Source organism: Muricoccus roseus, assembly GCF_900141905.1.
GTDB classification, from domain to species: domain Bacteria; phylum Pseudomonadota; class Alphaproteobacteria; order Acetobacterales; family Acetobacteraceae; genus Roseomonas; species Roseomonas rosea.
In genome coordinates this window covers 171,348-188,616 of record NZ_FQZF01000003.1, presented here as the reverse complement: position 1 = coordinate 188,616, position 17,269 = coordinate 171,348, and the positions used below count along the sequence as shown (strand labels likewise).

At 71.0% G+C, this 17,269-nt stretch carries 13 protein-coding genes; 7 read left to right on the top strand and 6 right to left on the bottom strand.

Annotated elements, in window-relative coordinates; translation table 11 throughout:
• The first annotated feature begins 167 nt into the window (after positions 1 to 167).
• From BUB97_RS03250 to BUB97_RS03240, 3 genes are all read left to right on the top strand, one after another.
• On the top strand, positions 168 to 2,321 hold the full coding sequence (locus tag BUB97_RS03250; RefSeq protein ID WP_073131393.1) for a lytic transglycosylase domain-containing protein: 2,154 nt from the start codon (positions 168 to 170) through the stop codon (positions 2,319 to 2,321).
• A 296-nt stretch (positions 2,322 to 2,617) separates the two neighbouring features.
• A complete protein-coding gene (locus BUB97_RS03245) occupies positions 2,618 to 5,368 on the top strand; it encodes a response regulator (RefSeq protein ID WP_139281291.1) in 2,751 nt (916 codons plus the stop codon).
• Positions 5,368 to 5,940 carry a biliverdin-producing heme oxygenase gene (locus tag BUB97_RS03240; protein ID WP_073131389.1) on the top strand — a complete coding sequence of 191 codons (573 nt, stop codon included), beginning with the start codon at positions 5,368 to 5,370 and terminating at the stop codon, positions 5,938 to 5,940. The genes BUB97_RS03245 and BUB97_RS03240 overlap by 1 nt, the downstream gene beginning before the upstream one ends.
• 33 nt (positions 5,941 to 5,973) lie before the next feature.
• Here BUB97_RS03240 and BUB97_RS03235 read toward each other — a convergent pair whose 3' ends face one another.
• From BUB97_RS03235 to BUB97_RS03225, 3 genes are all read right to left on the bottom strand, one after another.
• Entirely contained in the window at positions 5,974 to 6,774 is an 801-nt protein-coding gene (locus BUB97_RS03235; protein ID WP_073131386.1) for an ABC transporter ATP-binding protein, read from the bottom strand.
• Positions 6,771 to 7,829: a FecCD family ABC transporter permease gene (locus BUB97_RS03230; protein WP_073131384.1), complete on the bottom strand. Its 1,059-nt coding sequence runs from the start codon at positions 7,827 to 7,829 to the stop codon at positions 6,771 to 6,773. Before BUB97_RS03230 ends, BUB97_RS03235 begins: the two co-directional genes overlap by 4 nt.
• 166 nt (positions 7,830 to 7,995) lie before the next feature.
• A complete protein-coding gene (locus tag BUB97_RS03225; RefSeq protein ID WP_073131382.1) occupies positions 7,996 to 8,736 on the bottom strand; it encodes a YoaK family protein in 741 nt (246 codons plus the stop codon).
• Between the two features lie 179 nt (positions 8,737 to 8,915).
• On the opposite strand from BUB97_RS03225, the gene BUB97_RS03220 reads away from it, so the two are divergent.
• Genes BUB97_RS03220 through BUB97_RS03205 form a run of 4 tightly spaced genes read left to right on the top strand, consistent with a single transcriptional unit; the run spans position 8,916 to position 14,104 of the window.
• Positions 8,916 to 11,111 (top strand): TonB-dependent siderophore receptor, encoded by a 2,196-nt coding sequence (locus tag BUB97_RS03220; RefSeq protein WP_073131616.1) that lies wholly within the window; start codon positions 8,916 to 8,918, stop codon positions 11,109 to 11,111.
• Positions 11,111 to 11,932 carry an alpha/beta hydrolase gene (locus BUB97_RS03215; RefSeq protein WP_073131614.1) on the top strand — a complete coding sequence of 274 codons (822 nt, stop codon included), beginning with the start codon at positions 11,111 to 11,113 and terminating at the stop codon, positions 11,930 to 11,932. The genes BUB97_RS03220 and BUB97_RS03215 overlap by 1 nt, the downstream gene beginning before the upstream one ends.
• On the top strand, positions 11,929 to 13,041 hold the full coding sequence (locus BUB97_RS03210) for an ABC transporter substrate-binding protein (RefSeq protein ID WP_073131380.1): 1,113 nt from the start codon (positions 11,929 to 11,931) through the stop codon (positions 13,039 to 13,041). The genes BUB97_RS03215 and BUB97_RS03210 overlap by 4 nt, the downstream gene beginning before the upstream one ends.
• A 13-nt stretch (positions 13,042 to 13,054) precedes the next feature.
• Complete coding sequence (locus BUB97_RS03205; protein ID WP_073131378.1) at positions 13,055 to 14,104, top strand: siderophore-interacting protein; 1,050 nt, start codon at positions 13,055 to 13,057, stop codon at positions 14,102 to 14,104.
• Positions 14,105 to 14,369: 265 nt separating this feature from the next.
• On the opposite strand, the gene BUB97_RS03200 is transcribed toward BUB97_RS03205, so the two are convergent.
• From BUB97_RS03200 to BUB97_RS03190, 3 genes are all read right to left on the bottom strand, one after another.
• The gene (locus BUB97_RS03200) at positions 14,370 to 14,705 is read right to left on the bottom strand and encodes an FKBP-type peptidyl-prolyl cis-trans isomerase (protein WP_073131376.1); all 336 of its coding nucleotides are present in this window, start codon (positions 14,703 to 14,705) and stop codon (positions 14,370 to 14,372) included.
• A 75-nt stretch (positions 14,706 to 14,780) separates the two neighbouring features.
• Positions 14,781 to 15,782, bottom strand: coding sequence for an LLM class flavin-dependent oxidoreductase (locus BUB97_RS03195; protein ID WP_073131611.1), 1,002 nt, complete (start codon positions 15,780 to 15,782; stop codon positions 14,781 to 14,783).
• 82 nt (positions 15,783 to 15,864) lie between these two features.
• The gene (locus tag BUB97_RS03190) at positions 15,865 to 17,199 is read right to left on the bottom strand and encodes an LLM class flavin-dependent oxidoreductase (protein WP_073131374.1); all 1,335 of its coding nucleotides are present in this window, start codon (positions 17,197 to 17,199) and stop codon (positions 15,865 to 15,867) included.
• Positions 17,200 to 17,269 lie beyond the last annotated feature (70 nt).

Genomic DNA, 17,269 nt, shown 5'->3' with positions numbered 1-17,269 from the left:
AGAACGTGAATGGTCCGGGTCGGCTAAGTCTCTGATTTCGGGACAAAGGCGCGGTTTCGATCACGCGCTCGCGGCTTGCTCACACATGAACAAGCCCCTAACGCTCCGCCCCCATGCGAGCTTCCCCCTTTGGGCTCGGCCGCCGTCCCCCCCGGCGCGCACGCGTGATGCGGACCCTCCTGGCTCTGGCGCTGGCCCTTTGCGGCCCCATCGCCCAGGCGGCCCCGCACCGCGCACAGGAGAGCCAGTCCCGGCGCGAGCAGGTCCTGCCACGCGATGCCACCCGCCATGCCCGCGGCACGCCGGCGCGCGCACCGGCCTCATCGCGCCCGGCGCTCCGCACCCAGCTTCGCGAGCCCGCGGCCAGGCGAGGGGCGGGCGGCACCCTCCAGCGCGACTTTGCCCGTGCCCTGTCGCCCAGCGCGGTTCGCGCCCTGTCGGGCCGCAGGCCGCGGGCCGTGGCCTCCCGGCGGCAGGTGAAGCCGGCGCGCCTGGCCCGCATCCGCCCGCATGCGCCCGAGCCGATCGCGCCTGCCCGCCTGCCCTCCACCCGGTTGGCCGAGCTGCACACGCCGCAGGAAATCGCCCTTTCCTTCGCCCGCACGCCCCTGGCCGGCATCGCCGCGCCCAGCGCGCCCTCGCTGCCCCAGCCCCTGGCGCCCTCGGACGCCGCCCGCCTCCGCCGCATCTTCGAGTTGCAGGCGCGGGGCGAGATGGCCCAGGCCATGCGGGAGACAGAGCGGCTGGACGACCGCCGCCTGATCGGCCATGTCCTGGCCGACCGCTGGCGGACCGGCGGGGTCGAGCCCACCGTGGCCGAGCTGCGCGCCTGGCTGTCGGACCATGCCGACCACCCGGATGCGCCGCGCCTGCATGGCCTCCTCGTCACCCGCCTTCCGCGCGGGGCCGAGGCGCCGCCCCTGCCGGGCGCCCCCGTGGCGGAGGAGGTTCCCCAGCCCGGGCAGGAGGTGCCGCCGGAAGAGCGCGAGCCCCCGGCCGCGGCCGCCCGACCCCTGGTCCGCAACCCTGCCCTAGACCGCACCGTGGCGGAGATGGCCGGTCGCGGCGATGTGCAGGACGCGCTGCGGCATATTGCCAACACGCGGGGCATGACCCCCGCCTATGCCGCCGCGCTGCAGACCGATGTGGCGCTGGCCCTCTTCACCTCCGGGCGGGACGAGGATTCCTTCCGGATCGCCTCCATGGCCGCCCGCTTCCCCGGCGCGCCGGCCCAGGCCAGCTATGTCGCCGGCCTCTCGGCCTGGGGCCTCGGCCAGTACGAGACCGCGCTGCCCTATTTCGAACGCGCGGCGCGCAACGATGCCGCCCCGGCCGTGCTGCGCGCCGCCGCCGCCTTCTGGACCGCGCGCGCCGCCGTCCGCGCGCGCCGGCCCCAGGGCTACGTGCCCTGGATGCTCCAGGCCGCGCAGGAGCCGCGCACCTTCTATGGCCTGGTGGCGCGTCGTGCCCTGGGCCTTCCTCCGGGCTTCGCCTGGGAAGGGGAGGTGGCCGGCGAGGCGGAGGGCGCGGTGCTGGCCGAGACCGCCGGCGGCTGGCGGGCCCTCGCCCTCATCCAGATCGGGCAGAGGGCCCGCGCTGAGGCGGAGCTGCGCCGGCTCTGGTCCGTGGCGCGCGGCAATCCCGCCCTGGCCCGCGCCATGCTCGCCGCCGCCACCGGCGCGGGCATGACGGAGCTGGCGACGATGCTCGCCTCCCAGGCCCAGGCCGCCGATGGCCGTCCGCGCGACTACGCCCGCTTCCCCGTGCCGCGGCTGGAGCCAATGGGCGGCTGGCGGGCCGATCCGGCGCTGATCTATGGGCTCGCGCGGCAGGAATCGAATTTCGACCCGGATGCGGTCTCCCCCGCCGGGGCGCGCGGCCTGATGCAGGTGATGCCGGCCACGGCCGCCTTCATCACGGGCGATTCCAACCTGCGCGAGGCGAGCGGCACGCGGCGCCTGCACGACCCCGGCTACAGCCTGGAACTCGGGCAGCGCTACCTGCTGCATCTCTCGTCGCAGGAGAATGTGAAGGGCGACCTGATCCGCCTTCTCGCCGCCTACAATGCCGGGCCGGGCAACCTCTCGCGCTGGATGCCGACCAACCGGCATCGTGAAGATCCCTTCCTCTTCATCGAGAGCATTCCGTTCAACGAAACGCGCGCCTATGTGCAGCGCGTGCTCGCCTATTCGTGGATCTATGCGAGCCGTCTGGGCCTGCCTTCGCCGAGCCTAGATGCGCTGGCCGCCGGCAGCGCGCCCCGCTTCATGGGTGTGGATGAGCTGGCGCGGCTCGTCGCCCGCAACCGGGGTGTCCGTTGAACGCGCCGCGCCGCCCTTCCGCGCTCGCGGCTTCCGCCCATATCCCACCCTGCACGCCAGCCCGCCCCGCCGCGCCTCCACGCGGATGTGTGCCCGCATCGGGTGCCGCGGGTTGGAAGATCGGCGTTAGAAACTAGAATGGACCGACCGGGTTCGATGCTCGAGGGTTTGGCGTAGCGCATGCAGGCGACGAAACGGGGCGCGTCAGTTGATGGTCAGGGCGCTTCCCGGGCGTCTCGCTGGATGAGGGGCTTCTCCCTCGGCTCCTCCTCTCCGTGCCGGGCTTCGTGAGCGGAATGAGCCTGGCCTTCCATCCCAATCGGCTGCGCGGCCTTGCCGCGCAGGTGCTGGTGCCGAGGCCGGACCCGGTGGATTCGCTTTGCTCGCAGAAGCCGATCCACATCCCCGGCAGCATCCAGCCCCACGGCGTGCTGCTGGTGGCGGATCCCGCGCAGGGCCTTCGGATCGTCGCGGCCAGCGAGAATGCAGGGCTGCTCGCGGATGGCGTCGCCTCGAACACGCTGCTCGGCCTGGCCATGGCAGACGTGCTCGGCGAGGGCTTTGCCCGTGCCCTTCTGGACCAGGCCGAGGCCGGCGAGATGCCTGGCGAGGCTCCCTGGGAAACCGGGTTGACCCTGCCGGGCGGCGCCTTCGAGGCCACCTCGCACACCCAGGACGGCAAGGTGCTGATCGAGCTGGAGCCGGTGGCGCCGCGCGACGAGGAGGAGGCCCTGGCGGCCGCCCGCGCCCTGCAGCGCGTGATCGCCCGGCTGCGTGGCGCCGGCGCGCGGCTGGAGGACCTCGCCCGGGTGGCGGTGAAGGGAATCCGGCAGCTCACGGGCTATGAGCGGGTGCTGATCTACCGCTTCGACCGCGACTGGCACGGCCAGACCCTGGCCGAGGACAAGGTGGCGGATTGGGAGCAGTCGCTGGATGGCCTCCACTTCCCCGCCTCCGACATCCCGGCCCAGGCGCGGGAGCTGTACCGCCGCAGCCTCATCCGCTGGGTGCCGCGCCGCGACGCCGTTCCGGTGCCCCTGCACAAGGACCCTTCCTGGGAGACGCCGGACGCGCCGGACAAGCCCATCGACCTCTCCTTCGCGCGGCTGCGCAGCCTGGCGCCGGTGCATCTCCAGTACCACCGCAACATGGGCGTGGACGGCTCCATGTCCCTCTCCATCCTGCATGAGGGGCGGCTTTGGGGCCTGATGGTCTGCCACCACCGGCAGCCCTACCGTCCCTCGCCGGGCCAGCGCGCCGCGGCGGCCGCGCTGACGGATGCCTTCGCGCTGCGGGTCGGCGGCGCCGAGCAGCAGGGGGCGGAGGACGCGCGGCGCGCGGACTCCCAGCACCTGGCGGAGCTGCTGGTGCATATGGCGGAGGCGGATGATGTCACCTCCGCCCTCACGGCCGGATCCGTCAACATCGCCTCCCTCTTCGGTTGCACCGGAGCGGCGGTGGTCAGGGGCAATGAGGTCGAGCGGCTGGGCACCGTGCCGCCAGCGGCCGATATCCTCCGGCTCGCCGCCTGGCTGCGCGCGCGGGGAGGGGAGGAGATCTTCCATTCGGATCACCTTTCGGCGGATATCCCGGACTGGCCGCACGCGCCGATCGCCAGCGGCGTGCTCGCCGTGTTCCTGGCGGCCGACCGCGCCGACATGATGCTCTGGTTCCGGCCCGAGGAGCCGTCCCTCGTCAGCTGGGGCGGCAATCCGCACAAGGCGCTGGAACCGCAGGACGGGTCCGTCGTGCCGCGCCAGTCCTTCGATCGCTGGGTGGAGGAGCGCCATGGCTATGCGCGCCCCTGGGCCGGCTGGGAGCTGGAGATCGCGGCCACGCTGCGCCATGCCATCACCGAGGTGGTGATCCGCAGCCTCGGCCGTATCGCGGAGCTGAACGAGCGCTTGCGGCAGTCCCAGAAGATGGAAGCCGTCGGGCAGCTGACGGGCGGCATCGCGCACGACTTCAACAACCTGCTCGCCGGCATCGTCGGCAGCCTGGAGATGATGCGCAGCCGCGTGGCCCAGGGCCGCGTGACGGAGCTGGACCGCTATCTCGGCGCAGCCATGACCTCGGCCAACCGCGCGGCGGCGCTGACCCATCGGCTGCTCGCCTTCTCCCGCCGGCAGACGCTGGATCCGAAGCCGACGGATGTGAACCGCCTCGTCACCTCCATGGAGGAGCTGATCCGCCGCACGGTCGGGCCGGCCATCCATGTGGAAACGGTGATGTCCGGTGGGCTGTGGACGACGCATTGCGACGCCAACCAGCTCGAGAACGCGCTGCTCAACCTCGCGATCAACGCGCGCGATGCCATGCCCGATGGCGGGCGGCTGACCATCGAGGCGGTGAATGCGAGGCTCGACGATGCCTATGCCAGGCGCCACCATGATGTGACGCCGGGCCAGTATGTCGCGATCTCCGTCACGGATAGCGGCATGGGCATGCCGCCGGAGGTGGTGGCGCGTGCCTTCGATCCGTTCTTCACCACCAAGCCCCTGGGGCAGGGCACCGGCCTGGGCCTTTCCATGGTCTATGGCTTCGCCAAGCAGTCCAACGGCTATGTCCGCATCTATTCCGAGGCCGGGCAGGGCACCACGGTGCGCCTCTATCTCCCGCGCTCGGCGGAGGAGGCGGTGCTGGATGCGGAGGGGCCGGAGTCCGTCCCTCCCGCCATCGCGCCCGACGGCGGCACGGTGCTGGTGGTGGATGACGAGCCGGTGGTGCGCATGCTCGTCGGCGAGGTGCTGCGCGAGCTCGGCTATGGCGTGGTGGAGGTCAGCGACGGAGCCCAGGCGCTGAGGGCGGCCGACAGCATGCGCCGGCTTGACCTGATGGTGACCGATGTGGGCCTGCCCGGCGGAATGAACGGGCGCCAGCTGGCCGATGCCCTGCGCGACAAGCGACCGGGGCTCAAGGTGCTGTTCATCACGGGCTATGCGGAGAACGCCGCCATCGGCAACGGGCTGCTGGAACCCGGCATGCAGGTGATGACCAAGCCCTTCGCCATGGACGTGCTGGCGGCCAAGATCCGCGCGATGATCTGATGCCCGGCGATCGGATAGCCAGCGCCGGGAACAGCCTGCGCGACCGCCTGCGCGCGGAGACGCGGGCCGATCACGACCGGCTGGAGGGCGGGCTGGCTCTTGCTGACCCGGGCCTGACCCTCGGGCGCTACCGGGCGGTGCTCTCGCGCTTCTTCGGATTCTGGGCGGGCTGGGAGCCGCGCGTCGCGGCCGAGCTGTCGGACGACGCCTTCCTTTCGCCCCGGCGGCGCCTGCATCTCCTTCGGGGCGACTTGCGCGCGCTGGGCGTGGTGCCGGAGACCTTGCCCACCTGCCCGCCGCCAGCCCTGCGCGGCCATGGCGAGGCCATGGGCTCCCTCTATGTGATGGAGGGGTCGACGCTCGGTGGGCGGGTCATCCTGAAAGGGCTCGAAGGCCTCGGCCTTCCGGCTGCGGGCGGCCATTCGTATTTCAACGGCTATGGTGAGGCGACCGGCGCCATGTGGCGCGGCTTCCTGGAGCGGCTGGAGGCCGAGCCGGACGCGGCCGCCGTGCTGCGAGGGGCGAAAGCCACCTTCGCCGCCCTGGCCGACTGGATGCTGCGGCCGGGCTGACCGGACCAACCCGCCAGCCTTGCCTAACCGGCCCTAGGCCGCGCCGCGCAGCGGAGCATCCGCCAGGACGAGCAGATGCCCCTGCGAGCAGCGCTCCACCCGTGCCTCCACCTGATAGACGCGGGCCAGGAGGTCGGGTGTGAGGGTGTGGGTCGGCGTCCCATCCGCCTGCACCTTGCCTTCGCTCAGCGCCACCAGCCGGTCCGCGAAGCGGGCGGCCAGGGCGAGGTCGTGCAGCACCACCACCCCCACCAGCCCGCTGCGCACCACCGTCTCCCGCACCAGGGCCATGACCGAGACCTGATGGCGGAGGTCGAGCGCGCTGGTCGGCTCATCGAGCATCAGCACCGCCGGTTCCCGCGCCAGCGCTTGGGCAAGCCCCACAAGCTGCCGCTGCCCGCCCGAGAGGCGGTCGAGCGTGCGCATCGCCAGGTGTTCGATGCCCAGCTTCTGCAGCACGCGGATCGCATGGGCGGCGGCGCTCGCTCCATCGGGCGCAAGCGCCGTCGGCACGGCACGCAGGGCGCCCACGAGGGTCTCCATCACCGTCAGTGCCACGCCACCCGGAAGCCCCTGCGGCATGTAGGCCAGGTGCTGGGCGCGCTCGGGGATCGACATGGCAAGCAGGTCGCGGTCGCCAAGGCGGACCTGCCCGCGCGTGCCCGAGACGAGGCCCGCGATGCCGCGCAGCAGGGTGGACTTGCCCGCCGCATTCGGGCCGACCAGGGCGGTGAGGGTGCCCGGCTGGAGCGGCGGCAGGCTGAGATCGTCCACGATCACCTTGCGCCCATAGGCGACGCGCAGCCCGGAGACGGTGAGGGAGGCCGTGCTCATGCCATGCGCCCCCGGCCGAGCACGAGCGCCAGGAAGACGGGAACGCCGATCAGCGCCGTGACGATGCCGATCGGCACCAGCAGCCCGGGCACGACAAGCTTGCCCACCACGGAGGAGAGCGAGAGCAGCAGCGCGCCGCACAGCGCCGAGGCGGGCAGGAAGAAGCGATGGTCCTCGCCCACCATCAGCCGCGCCGCATGGGGCCCCACCAGCCCCACGAAGCCGATGGTGCCGACGAAGGCAACCGAGACGCCGGCCAGCAGGCTGACCCGCAGCAGGGCCCCGCGCCGCGTCGCATGCGTGTCCACCCCGAAGGAACGCGCGCGGTCCTCGCCCAGGCGCAGCGCCGTCAGCCGCCAGGCCGCGCGGGCGGAGAAGGGTGCCGCCACCAGCAGGGCCAGGGCCAGGATCCCGATTTTGTCCCAGGTCGAGCGCGCCAGGCTTCCCATCGACCAGAAGACGAGCTGCTGCAGCGCCTGCTCGGTGGCCACGAACTGGATCAGCGCGACCAGGGCGTTGAAGGCGAAGACGAGGGCGATGCCGAACAGCACCAGCGACTGCACCCCCGCCCCCCTCAGCCGCGCGAGGAACTGCAGCAGGAACATCGCGGCCAGGGCGAAGACGAAGGCATTGGCCGGGATCAGCCAGTCCTGCGGGACGAAGGGGATTCCGCGCCCGAGCACGATGGCCAGGGCGGCCCCGAGGGAGGCGGCGGAGGACACGCCGAGGGTGAAGGGGCTGGCCAGCGGGTTGTCCAGCACCGTCTGCATCTCGGCGCCCGAGAGCGAGAGGGCGGCCCCGACCAGCATCGCCATTACGGCATAGGGCAGGCGGACGTCCCAGACGATGACCGACATCGCCCCTCCGGCGCCGCGCCCGGCCAGCAGTGCGTCCAGCACCGTGGCGAGCGGAAGCCGCGCCGGACCGGTTGCCACATCCAGCAGGAAGGCCGCGACAAGACCCAGGCTGAGCGCGACCAGCAGGGCCGAGCGGCGCAGCATCAGCCGGCGATAGCCGGAGGCGGCGTCCCCGGCGGAGATCACGGAGGCACTCATCGCGACGGAGCCGGCCCCGGAGCGGACAACCGGGTGGGACGCAGGGCAGGGCGCAGCAGGCTGCGGTTCATGAGGGCTCCGGGCCTTGGAGGATGCCGCAGAGGATAATCATTCGCAGCTATCACCACAAATGCCGGGCCCCGCGTGCCGGGCCGGGCAGGTCTGCTCAACGGATGCTCTGGGAATCCGGCAGGCCGGGATGGGACCTGCCGCGCCCTTCCGCTTGGATCATCGCACAGGCCAGGGCGATCAGAGCCATGGCGAGGGGGAGGGTGGAGACGAAGCCCAGGCGGGAGAAGCCAAGCGCCCCCGCCAGCCCCCCCAGCATGAAGGCCGACAGGACGGCGGATAACAGGCGCAGCTTCACCCGATCCGCGCGCACCACATGCCCCCCGGCTCCGCGGTTCCAGTAGAACAGCTTGCCCAGTTCTATCCCCAGATCGGTAACCACCCCCGTCATATGGGTGGTGCGGATCCGTGCGCCGGAGATCTTCGTGATGGTGGCGTTCTGCAGCCCCATCAGGAAGCAGAGCAGCGGCACGGCCATGGCCACGAGCGGCGCGGCCCGCAACAAGCCCCCGATCAGCCCGAGCAGGAGCAGCAGCCCGGCTTCCAGCAGAAGGGGCAGGGCGTAGGGATGGTGGCGCGGGTTGCGGCGGCCCCAGTTGATCAGCACCGCGGAGCAGGCGGCGCCAAGCAGGAAGCACAGCACCGCCACGGCACCAGCGGCCGCGAGCCCTAGGGCTCCGAGCACCGTCGCATCCGCGATGGCCGAGAGGATGCCGGACATATGGGAGGTGTATTGCCCGACCAGCAGGAACCCGCCGGCATTGACCGCCCCCGCGATGAAGGCGAGCGACACGCCCAGCCCCGTTTCCGTGATCGCTAATCCACTGATATGCCGCATATCGGGCCGCCTTCCACCGGCAGCATAGCCCGGCCCTCACGGCGCCCGAATGGCAAAGGGTGGGACCGGTGGAGCTTGTTGCGGCGGAGCCACAGTAGAGCCGAGAGGCCATGTCGGCAATTGCGACCAAGTTGCATCTGTGGAAGAGAGACGGCCGAATGCTCCTGCGGATGACTCGCATGCCTCGCCCGACCTGTTCCATCTCGCCGCGCCGCCTCCTGCTCGCCACCGCCGCGGCGATGGCCCTTGCCCTCCCGGCGCATGCCCAGACGGACGCGGCCGAGACGCCGATCGCCGTGCCTGAGGTGGACGTGCAGGCGACCGCCTGGCGCAGCTGGCAGCCCGTGCAGGGCTATGTCGCCCCGGTGACCACCACCGGTTCCAAGACCGACACGCCGCTGATCGAGGCCCCGCAGTCGCTGGGCGTCGTCACCCGCGACCAGATCGACGACCAGCAGCCGCAGTCCATCTCCCAGGCGCTGCGCTACACCGCCGGCGTGCTCTCCGAAATCCGCCCGAGCGCCCGCTTCGACAGCGTGTTCGTGCGCGGCTTCGGTGGCCAGGGCACGGGCGCGGCCTTCGTGAACTTCCTCGATGGCCTTCGCGTCGGCCGCGGCGCATCCTTCGCCGTGCCGACCTTCGATCCCTACCTGCTGGAGCGCATCGAGGTGCTGCGCGGCCCGGCCTCCGTGCTCTACGGTCAGACGGGCGCCGGCGGCCTCGTCAATCTCGTCAGCCGCCGCCCGACCGAGACGCCGATCCATGAGGTGCGGCTGGAGGCCGGGACGGATTCGCGGCTTCAGGCCGCCTTCGACTTCGGCGGGCCGCTGACCGCGGACGGGCAGTTCCTCTATCGCCTGACCGGCATCGCCCGGAAGGCGGAGACGCAATACGACTATGTCGGGGAGGAGCGGATCGCGATCGCGCCGGCCTTCACCTGGCGGCCGGACAGCAACACCACCTTCACCCTGCTCTCCTCCTACCAGGATGATCCGCGGGCGGGCTTCTACAACTTCGTCCCGGCCGTCGGCACGGTGCTGCCCAGCCCGAATGGCCGGATCCACTCGAACTTCTTCGGCGGCGACCCGAACTGGAACACGGAGGCGCGGCGCCAAGCCTCGGTGGGCTATCAGTTCGAGCACCGCTTCGACAACGTGTTCACCGCGCGCCAGAACTTCCGCTACATGCATATCGATTCCGAGCGCCGCGTGCTCTCGGTGCAGTCGATCGCGCCCAATGGCCGCACGGGCAACCGCAACCTGACCCATGCGATCGAGCATGCGGATACCTTCGCGCTCGACAACCAGCTCCAGGCGGATTTCAACACGGGGCCGGTGCGCCACACGCTGCTAACCGGGCTGGACTGGTCGCGCTCCTCCGCCAAGCGCCGCCTGGGGCAGGCGACGGGGCCGACCATCGACCTCTTCTCGCCCAGCTACTACGTGCCGGTCACCGCGCCGCGCATCACCCTGGCCCAGACCACCGGCCAGATCACCGACCAGCTCGGCATCTATGCACAAGACCAGATCGCGATCGACCGCTTCCGCTTCAACATCGGCGTGCGGCAGGACTTCGCGACGAGCGAGACGGTGACGCGCAGCACGAGCGCCCATACCAGCCAGTATGACGAGTCCTTCACCTGGCGGGCCGGCGCGCTCTACCTGTTCGACAACGGCATCGCGCCCTATGCCAGCTACTCCACCTCCTTCCTGCCGAACTCGGGCACCCTCTCGCCCGCTCGTGGCGGCGGCACCTTCGACCCGACGACGGGCGAGCAGTATGAGATCGGCGTGAAGTACCAGCCGCCCGGGATGAACAGCTTCGTCCAGGCCGCGCTCTATCAGATCACGCAGCAGAACGTGCTGACGACCGACCCCAACAACAACGCCTTCTCAGTGCAGACCGGCGAGATCCGCTCGCGCGGATTCGAGCTGGAAGGGCGAGCCAGCCTGACCAGCAACATCGACCTGATCGGCACCTACTCCTACATCGATGCCGAGATCACCAAGTCCAACACGGCCGGCGTTTCGGGCAACCGGGTGCCGCAGGTGCCGAACCACATCGCCAGCGGCTGGGCGAACTATTCCTTCCGCGAAGGGCCGCTGCGCGGGCTCGAGATCGGCGGCGGCGTGCGCTATATCGGCGAGACCTACGGGAACGAGACGAACACCTTCAAGGTGCCCGACGTCACCCTGTTCGATGCCGCCATCCGCTACGACTTCGGCCAGCGTTTCGACAACCTGCGCGGGCTGGAGTTCACGCTGAACGGCCAGAACCTGGCGGACAAGGAATACGTCGCCAGCTGCAACTCCGTCACGAACTGCTACTACGGCAACCGCCGCCTCGTGCTCGCGGGTCTGCGCGTTCGGTGGTGATGACGGAGCAGCCCGTCACGCTGCCCCGTACCGCCTGGTGGGACATGCGCGCCGGGGATGACCCGGCGCGCCCGCACCGCATCCTGCTCGCATGGCCGGAAGCGCCGCCCCCGCCGGGCGGCTTTCCCGTTCTTTTCCTGACCGATGGCAATGCATGCTTCGCCACGGCCGTGGATGCCGCCCGCGCCCGCGCCTGGCGTGGTGCTGCCGGCGACATCGCGCCCGCGCTGATCGTCGGGCTGGGCCATGCCGGGGACCGCCCCTTCGACGTGCCCGCCCGCTCGCGGGACTATACGCCGCGGATCCCGGACGCCCCCGAAGGCACGGGTGGGGCCGATGCGTTCCTGGACTTCATCGAGGGCGAGCTCCTGCCCCGGATCGAGCGCCGCTTCCCGGTTGACCGGACCCGCCTTGCCCTGTTCGGCCATTCCTTCGGCGGGCTGCTCGCCCTGCACGCCCTGTTCACGCGCCCGCGCCTGTTCCGTCGCCTGGTGGCCGCCAGCCCCTCGCTCTGGTGGGGCGGTGGGGCGTTGATGCAGGGCGCCCACCAATTCGTTGCCGTCCCGCCCGCGGAGGCCGCGGACCGCGCGCTGCTGGTCGCCGTGGGCGAGCTGGAGGGGCGGGAGAACCGCCCGAACGCGGCCGAACGGGCCGCGCGCCGCATGGCCGGCAACGCCCGGGACCTCGCGGCGCTTCTGAAAGACTGCCCTTCGCGCGTGGACTTCGTGGAGTTCGCCGGGGAAACCCACGGCTCCGTCCTTCCGGCCGCCATCGCCCGCGCGCTTCCCTTCGCCCTCCCTCCGCCAGGAGCGCCCGCATGAACCGCCGAATCCTCCTGGGCAGCCTGCCCGCCCTGGCCGCCCCCCGCCTCCTGCGCGCGCAGGGGACCATCCGCATCACGGATGTGCTGGGCCGCCAGGTCTCCTTGCCCCGCCCGGCGCGGCGCATTGTCCTTGGGCAGGGGCGGCATGTCTTCGCGATGGCGCTGCTGCACCCTGATCCCGTGTCGCTGGTGGTGGGCTGGGCGGACGACCTGCGGGGCCAGAACCCGCCCGACTACGCCGCGCTGCGCGCCCGTTTTCCGCAGGCCGACGCCATTCCGCTGGTCGGCCGCGTGCAGGGCGACGGGATGTCGGTCGAAGCTGTGCTCGCCACGCGGCCCGATGTGGTGATCCTGAGCGGCGGCGGGCTCCGGCGGATGGGGGAGGGCTTGCCGGACCGGCTCACCGCCCTCGGCATTCCGGTCGTGGTGATCGACTTCTTCACGGACCCGATACGCGACACGCGGCGCAGCATGGCCGTGCTGGGCCAGGTGCTGGGGCTGGAGGACCGGGCGGCGGCCTTCCAGGCCTTCTATGCCGAGCGGCTGGACCGCATCACCACGCGCCTGTCCGGGCTTGGAGAGGCGCGGCCGAAAGTGCTGGTGCATGCCCATGCCGGGGGGCCGCCCTGCTGCTCCTCCCCGGGCAAGGGCGCCTTCGATTCGATGATCCGCTTCGCCGGCGGCCACAATATCGGGGCGGAGATGCTGCCGGGTGCCACGGGCCAGCTGCCGCTCGAATACGTGCTGGCCACGCAGCCCGCCGTCTATGTGGCCACCGGCGGCCCCTACGCCGGGCGCGGCGGCATTCCACTCGGCCCCGGCGTGCCGGTCGCGGAGGCGGAGCGCGAACTGGCGGCGGTGATCCGCCGCAGCCATCTCGAGTCCCTGTCCGCGGTGAAGGCGCGCCGGGCCCACGCCATCTGGCACGGCTTCAACGACACCCCGGCCCATATGGTGATGCTCGAGGCCATGGCGCGCTGGTTCCACCCGGATCGCTGCGCCGATCTCTCGCCCGCCGCCACCATGGCGGATCTCAACACCCGCTTCCTCTCCATTCCCATGGAGGGCGCGCATTGGGCCGATCTGCAGCCCGGTGCGATCCAGTAGAGGACCGGAGGCCATGACTTCCCTCGTCGCCGAGGCACGCGCCCGCACCCGCAGCCCGGAAGCCCTCATCACCCGCTTCCGCGAACACATGGTCGATCATGGGATGGAGGTGTCCGGCTCGCTGGCCGATTCCCGCATCCTCTTCCCCGGCAGCACCGCCATGCTGCGGCTGCAGGAGGGCCAGATCGAGCTGCGGATCGAGGCCGCAAACCCCGATCGGCTGGCGGATGCGAAGAACATCGTCTCCGGCCACCTGGACGCCTTTGCACCGGATGAGGCGCTGGGCATCGTCTGGACCGGCGACGGCGCCCTTGGGGCCGGCGCGCAGCCGCACAACTTCCGTCCCCTGCGCGTGCTCAGCGCGCGGGACGTGACGCCGCGCATGCGCCGCCTGACCCTGTCCGGGGATCGGCTGGAGCGCTTCGACGCGGACCAGATGCATGTGAAGATCCTGATCCCGGAGCCCGGGGCGGAACCGGTCTGGCCGCATGTCAGCGCCAGTGGCCAGCCGGTCTTCGATGCCAGCCTGACCCGGCGCACCTACACCATCCGCAGCCTTGACCTCGCCGCCGGCACGCTCGACGTCGATTTCGTCCTCCACGGGGAGGAGAGCCCAGGCTCCCGCTTCGCGATCCGGGCCCAGCCCGGGGATTGGGTCGGGATCATGGGACCCGGCGGCGGCACGGTGGTGGCGGACGGCTGGACGCTGGTCGCCGGCGACGAAACCGCGCTGCCCGCCATCGCCCGCGGCCTGGAATCCATGGCGCCCGATGCCCGAGGCGTGGTCGTGATCGAAGTCGCCGATGCGGCGGAGGAGCAGCCGCTCCGCCACCCGCCGGGCTTCACGCTGCACTGGGTGCACCGGAACGGCGCCCCCTATGGCAGCCGGTTGCTGGAAGCGGTGCGGGCCGTGACCTGGCCGGTGGGCGAGGCCATCACCTGCTGGGCCGCCTGCGAGAACGCGACGGCCCGTGCCCTGCGCGAGCATTGGGGCGATGAGCGCGGCCTGGACCGCGCCCGCTACCGCGCCGTGGCTTACTGGCGTCAGGGCTCGGAGGGCTGAGACCATTCTGGGCTGGCGGTCTGTCCCGGGGAGAGGAAGAAGGAATTCTTCCTCTCCCCGACCCCTCACCATCATCTTCTTTTAGAAGTTTGGAATCACGGGGCTGACGGTGCGCCTGAGGTCGATGACCTCAGGCGACTGCAAAGGCAGAATCAGCACCTCTAACCAGAGACCCCACCGATCCGGGGTATCCACGGCAGTCAGACGGGGTTCCAAGGGCCTCAGGCCCTTGGCGGGTGGAGGGCGGAGCCCTCCGTGCCCGGTGTCAGCCGACGCCCAGCAGTTCCACGTCGAACACCAGCACCGCGTTCGGCGGAATGACCCCGCCGGCGCCGCGGGCGCCATAGCCCTTCTCCGGCGGAATGGTCAGCGTGCGCTGGCCGCCCACCTTCATGCCCTGCACGCCCTCGTCCCAGCCGCGGATCACGTGGCCGGCGCCGAGCGGGAAGGAGAAGGGCTCGCCGCGGTCGCGGGAGCTGTCGAACTTGCGGCCCTTGTTCTCCGGCTTGCCGGCATCGAAGAGCCAGCCGGTGTAGTGCACCGTCACGTCCTTGCCGGCCACGGCCTCGTCGCCCGTGCCGGGCTTGCGTTCCTCGATCATCGCGCTGTTTCCCTGGTGTGAGGGGGCGGTTCTATCCGGGCGGGCCGGCAGGACCAAATGACGAGCCCGGGGGCCTCAGGCCGCGACGGGCTGGGAAGCAGCGACCTCCGCCATGATCGCATAGGACCGCTTGCGGGCCTCGGGGTCATGGATATGGCCGGTGAGCATCAGCTCATCCGCCCCGGTCCGCTCGATGATGTCGCGCAGCCCGCGTCGCACGGCATCGGGGCCGCCGACGATGGTGCAGGCCAGGCTGTGGTCGATCATGGCGCGCGCATGGGGGTCCAGGCTTTCGTAGAAGCCCTCCTTCGGCGCGGGCAGCTTGCCCGGGCGGCCGCTGCGCAGGTTCACGAAGGACTGCTGGTGCGAGGAGAAGAGGAAGCGCGCCTCCTCATCCGTCGGCGCCGCATGCAGGTTCACGCCGATCATCACATGCGGCTTCTCGATATGTCCGGAGGGGCGGAAGCGCTCGCGGTAGATGGCGATGGCGTCGTGCATCGCGGCCGGCGCGAAATGCGAGGCGAAGGCATAGGGCAGCCCCAGCGCCGCCGCGAGCTGCGCGCCGTAGGTCGAGGAACCGAGGATCCAGACCGGTACGTCCAGCCCCGCGCCCGGCACCGCCTGCACGCGCTGCCCGGGCTGGACCGGGCGGAAATAGGCCATCAGCTCCATCACGTCCTGCGGGAAGGAGTCGACGTCCCCCTGCAGCGTCCGGCGCAGCGCATGGGCGGTCACCTGGTCCGTGCCCGGGGCGCGGCCCAGGCCGAGATCGACCCGGCCGGGATAGAGGGAGGCGAGCGTTCCGAACTGCTCGGCGACCGTCAGCGGCGCGTGGTTGGGCAGCATGATGCCGCCCGCGCCAATGCGGATGCGCGTGGTGCCATGCGCCACATGGGCCAGGGCGACCGCCGTGGCCGCGCTGGCGATGCCGGGCATGTTGTGGTGCTCGGCCATCCAGTAGCGGTTGTAGCCGAGCCGCTCGACATGGCGCGCGAGCTCGGCCGAGTTGCGGAGCGCCTGTCCGGCGTCGCTGCCGTCGGGCACGGGGGAGAGGTCAAGGACGGAGAGCGGGATCATGGAGGGCATATGGTCAGCTCCTTCCCCGGCCGAAAGGCCGGCGGCTCCGGCAGGGCCAGGGGTCTTGCGGGGGGGAGGGCGGTCAGGCCCGCGGGAAGAAGCGGTTCGAGGGGCGGGGGAGCCCGAGGTTCTCGCGCAGGGTCGCCCCTTCATATTCCGTGCGGTGCAGGCCCCTTCGCTGCAGCTCCGGCACCACCTTGGTCACGAAGTCGTCCAACCCGCCCGGCAGGTAGGGGAACATGATGTTGAAGCCGTCGCAGGCACCGGTTTCGAGCCATTCCTGCATTTCGTCGGCAATCCTCTTCGGCGTGCCCACCATGGCCGCGCCGGCATAGCCGCCCAGGCGCTGCGCCAGTTGGCGAACGGTGAGGTTCTCCCGCCGGGCGATCGCGATGGCGCGCTCCCGGCCGCTCTTGCTGGCATTCGTCTCGGGAATGTCTTGGGGTAGCGGCGCGTCGGGGTCGAAGAGGGAGGCGTCCGTCCCCAGGGCAATGGAAAGGGAGGCGATGGCGCTATCGTCATGCACGCCGGCATCCAGCCTGGCCCGCTTCTCCCGCGCCTCCTCCTCGCTGTCCCCCACCACCACGAAGGCGCCGGGCAGGACCAGCAGGTGGTCCGGGTCACGCCCGGCGGCGGCGGTGCGGGCCTTCACATCGGCATAGAAGGCCCGCGCATCGCCGATCGGGCCTCCGGCGGCGAAGATCACCTCCGCGGTCTCGGCGGCCAGCTGCCGCCCGTCCTCGGAGGAGCCGGCCTGCACGATCACGGGCCAGCCCTGGACCGGCCGCGCGACATTCAGGGGGCCACGCACCGAGAAATGCTCACCCTTATGGCCGAGCACATGCATCTTCTCCGGGTCGAAATAGACGCCGCTTTCCACGTCCCGGATGAAGGCGTCGTCCGCCCAGCTGTCCCAGAGGCCCTTCACCACATCGATGAACTCATGGGCGCGGCGGTAGCGGGCCGCGTGTTCCCAGTGCTCGTCGCGCCCGAAATTCATCGCCTCATGCGGGTTGCCGGAGGTGACGACATTCCAGCCGGCACGGCCGCCGCTGATATGGTCGAGGGAGGCGAACTTCCGGGCGACATGCCAGGGCTCGTTATAGGTGGTGGAGGCCGTGGCGATGAGGCCGAGCCGCTCGGTCACCATGGCCAGCGCGGGCAGCAGGGTCAGCGGGTCGAAGCTGGTGGTGGTGGCGCTGCGCTTCAGCGCCTGGATGGGCATGTTCAGCACGGCCTGGTGGTCCGCCATGAAGAAGGCGTCGAAGCGCGCCGCCTCCAGGCTGCGGGCGAAGCGGACGAGGTGCTGGAGGTTGAAGTTGGCGTCGGGGAAGGCGCCGGGGTAGCGCCAGGCGGCGGTGTGGATGCTGACCGGGCGCATGAAGGCGCCAAGGCGCAGGCGGCGGGGTGCGGTCATCTCGGGCTCAAATCACGAATTGTGTTCGTGTATTCATATGATTGCCCGGACCTCACCGTGCAAGGCGCGC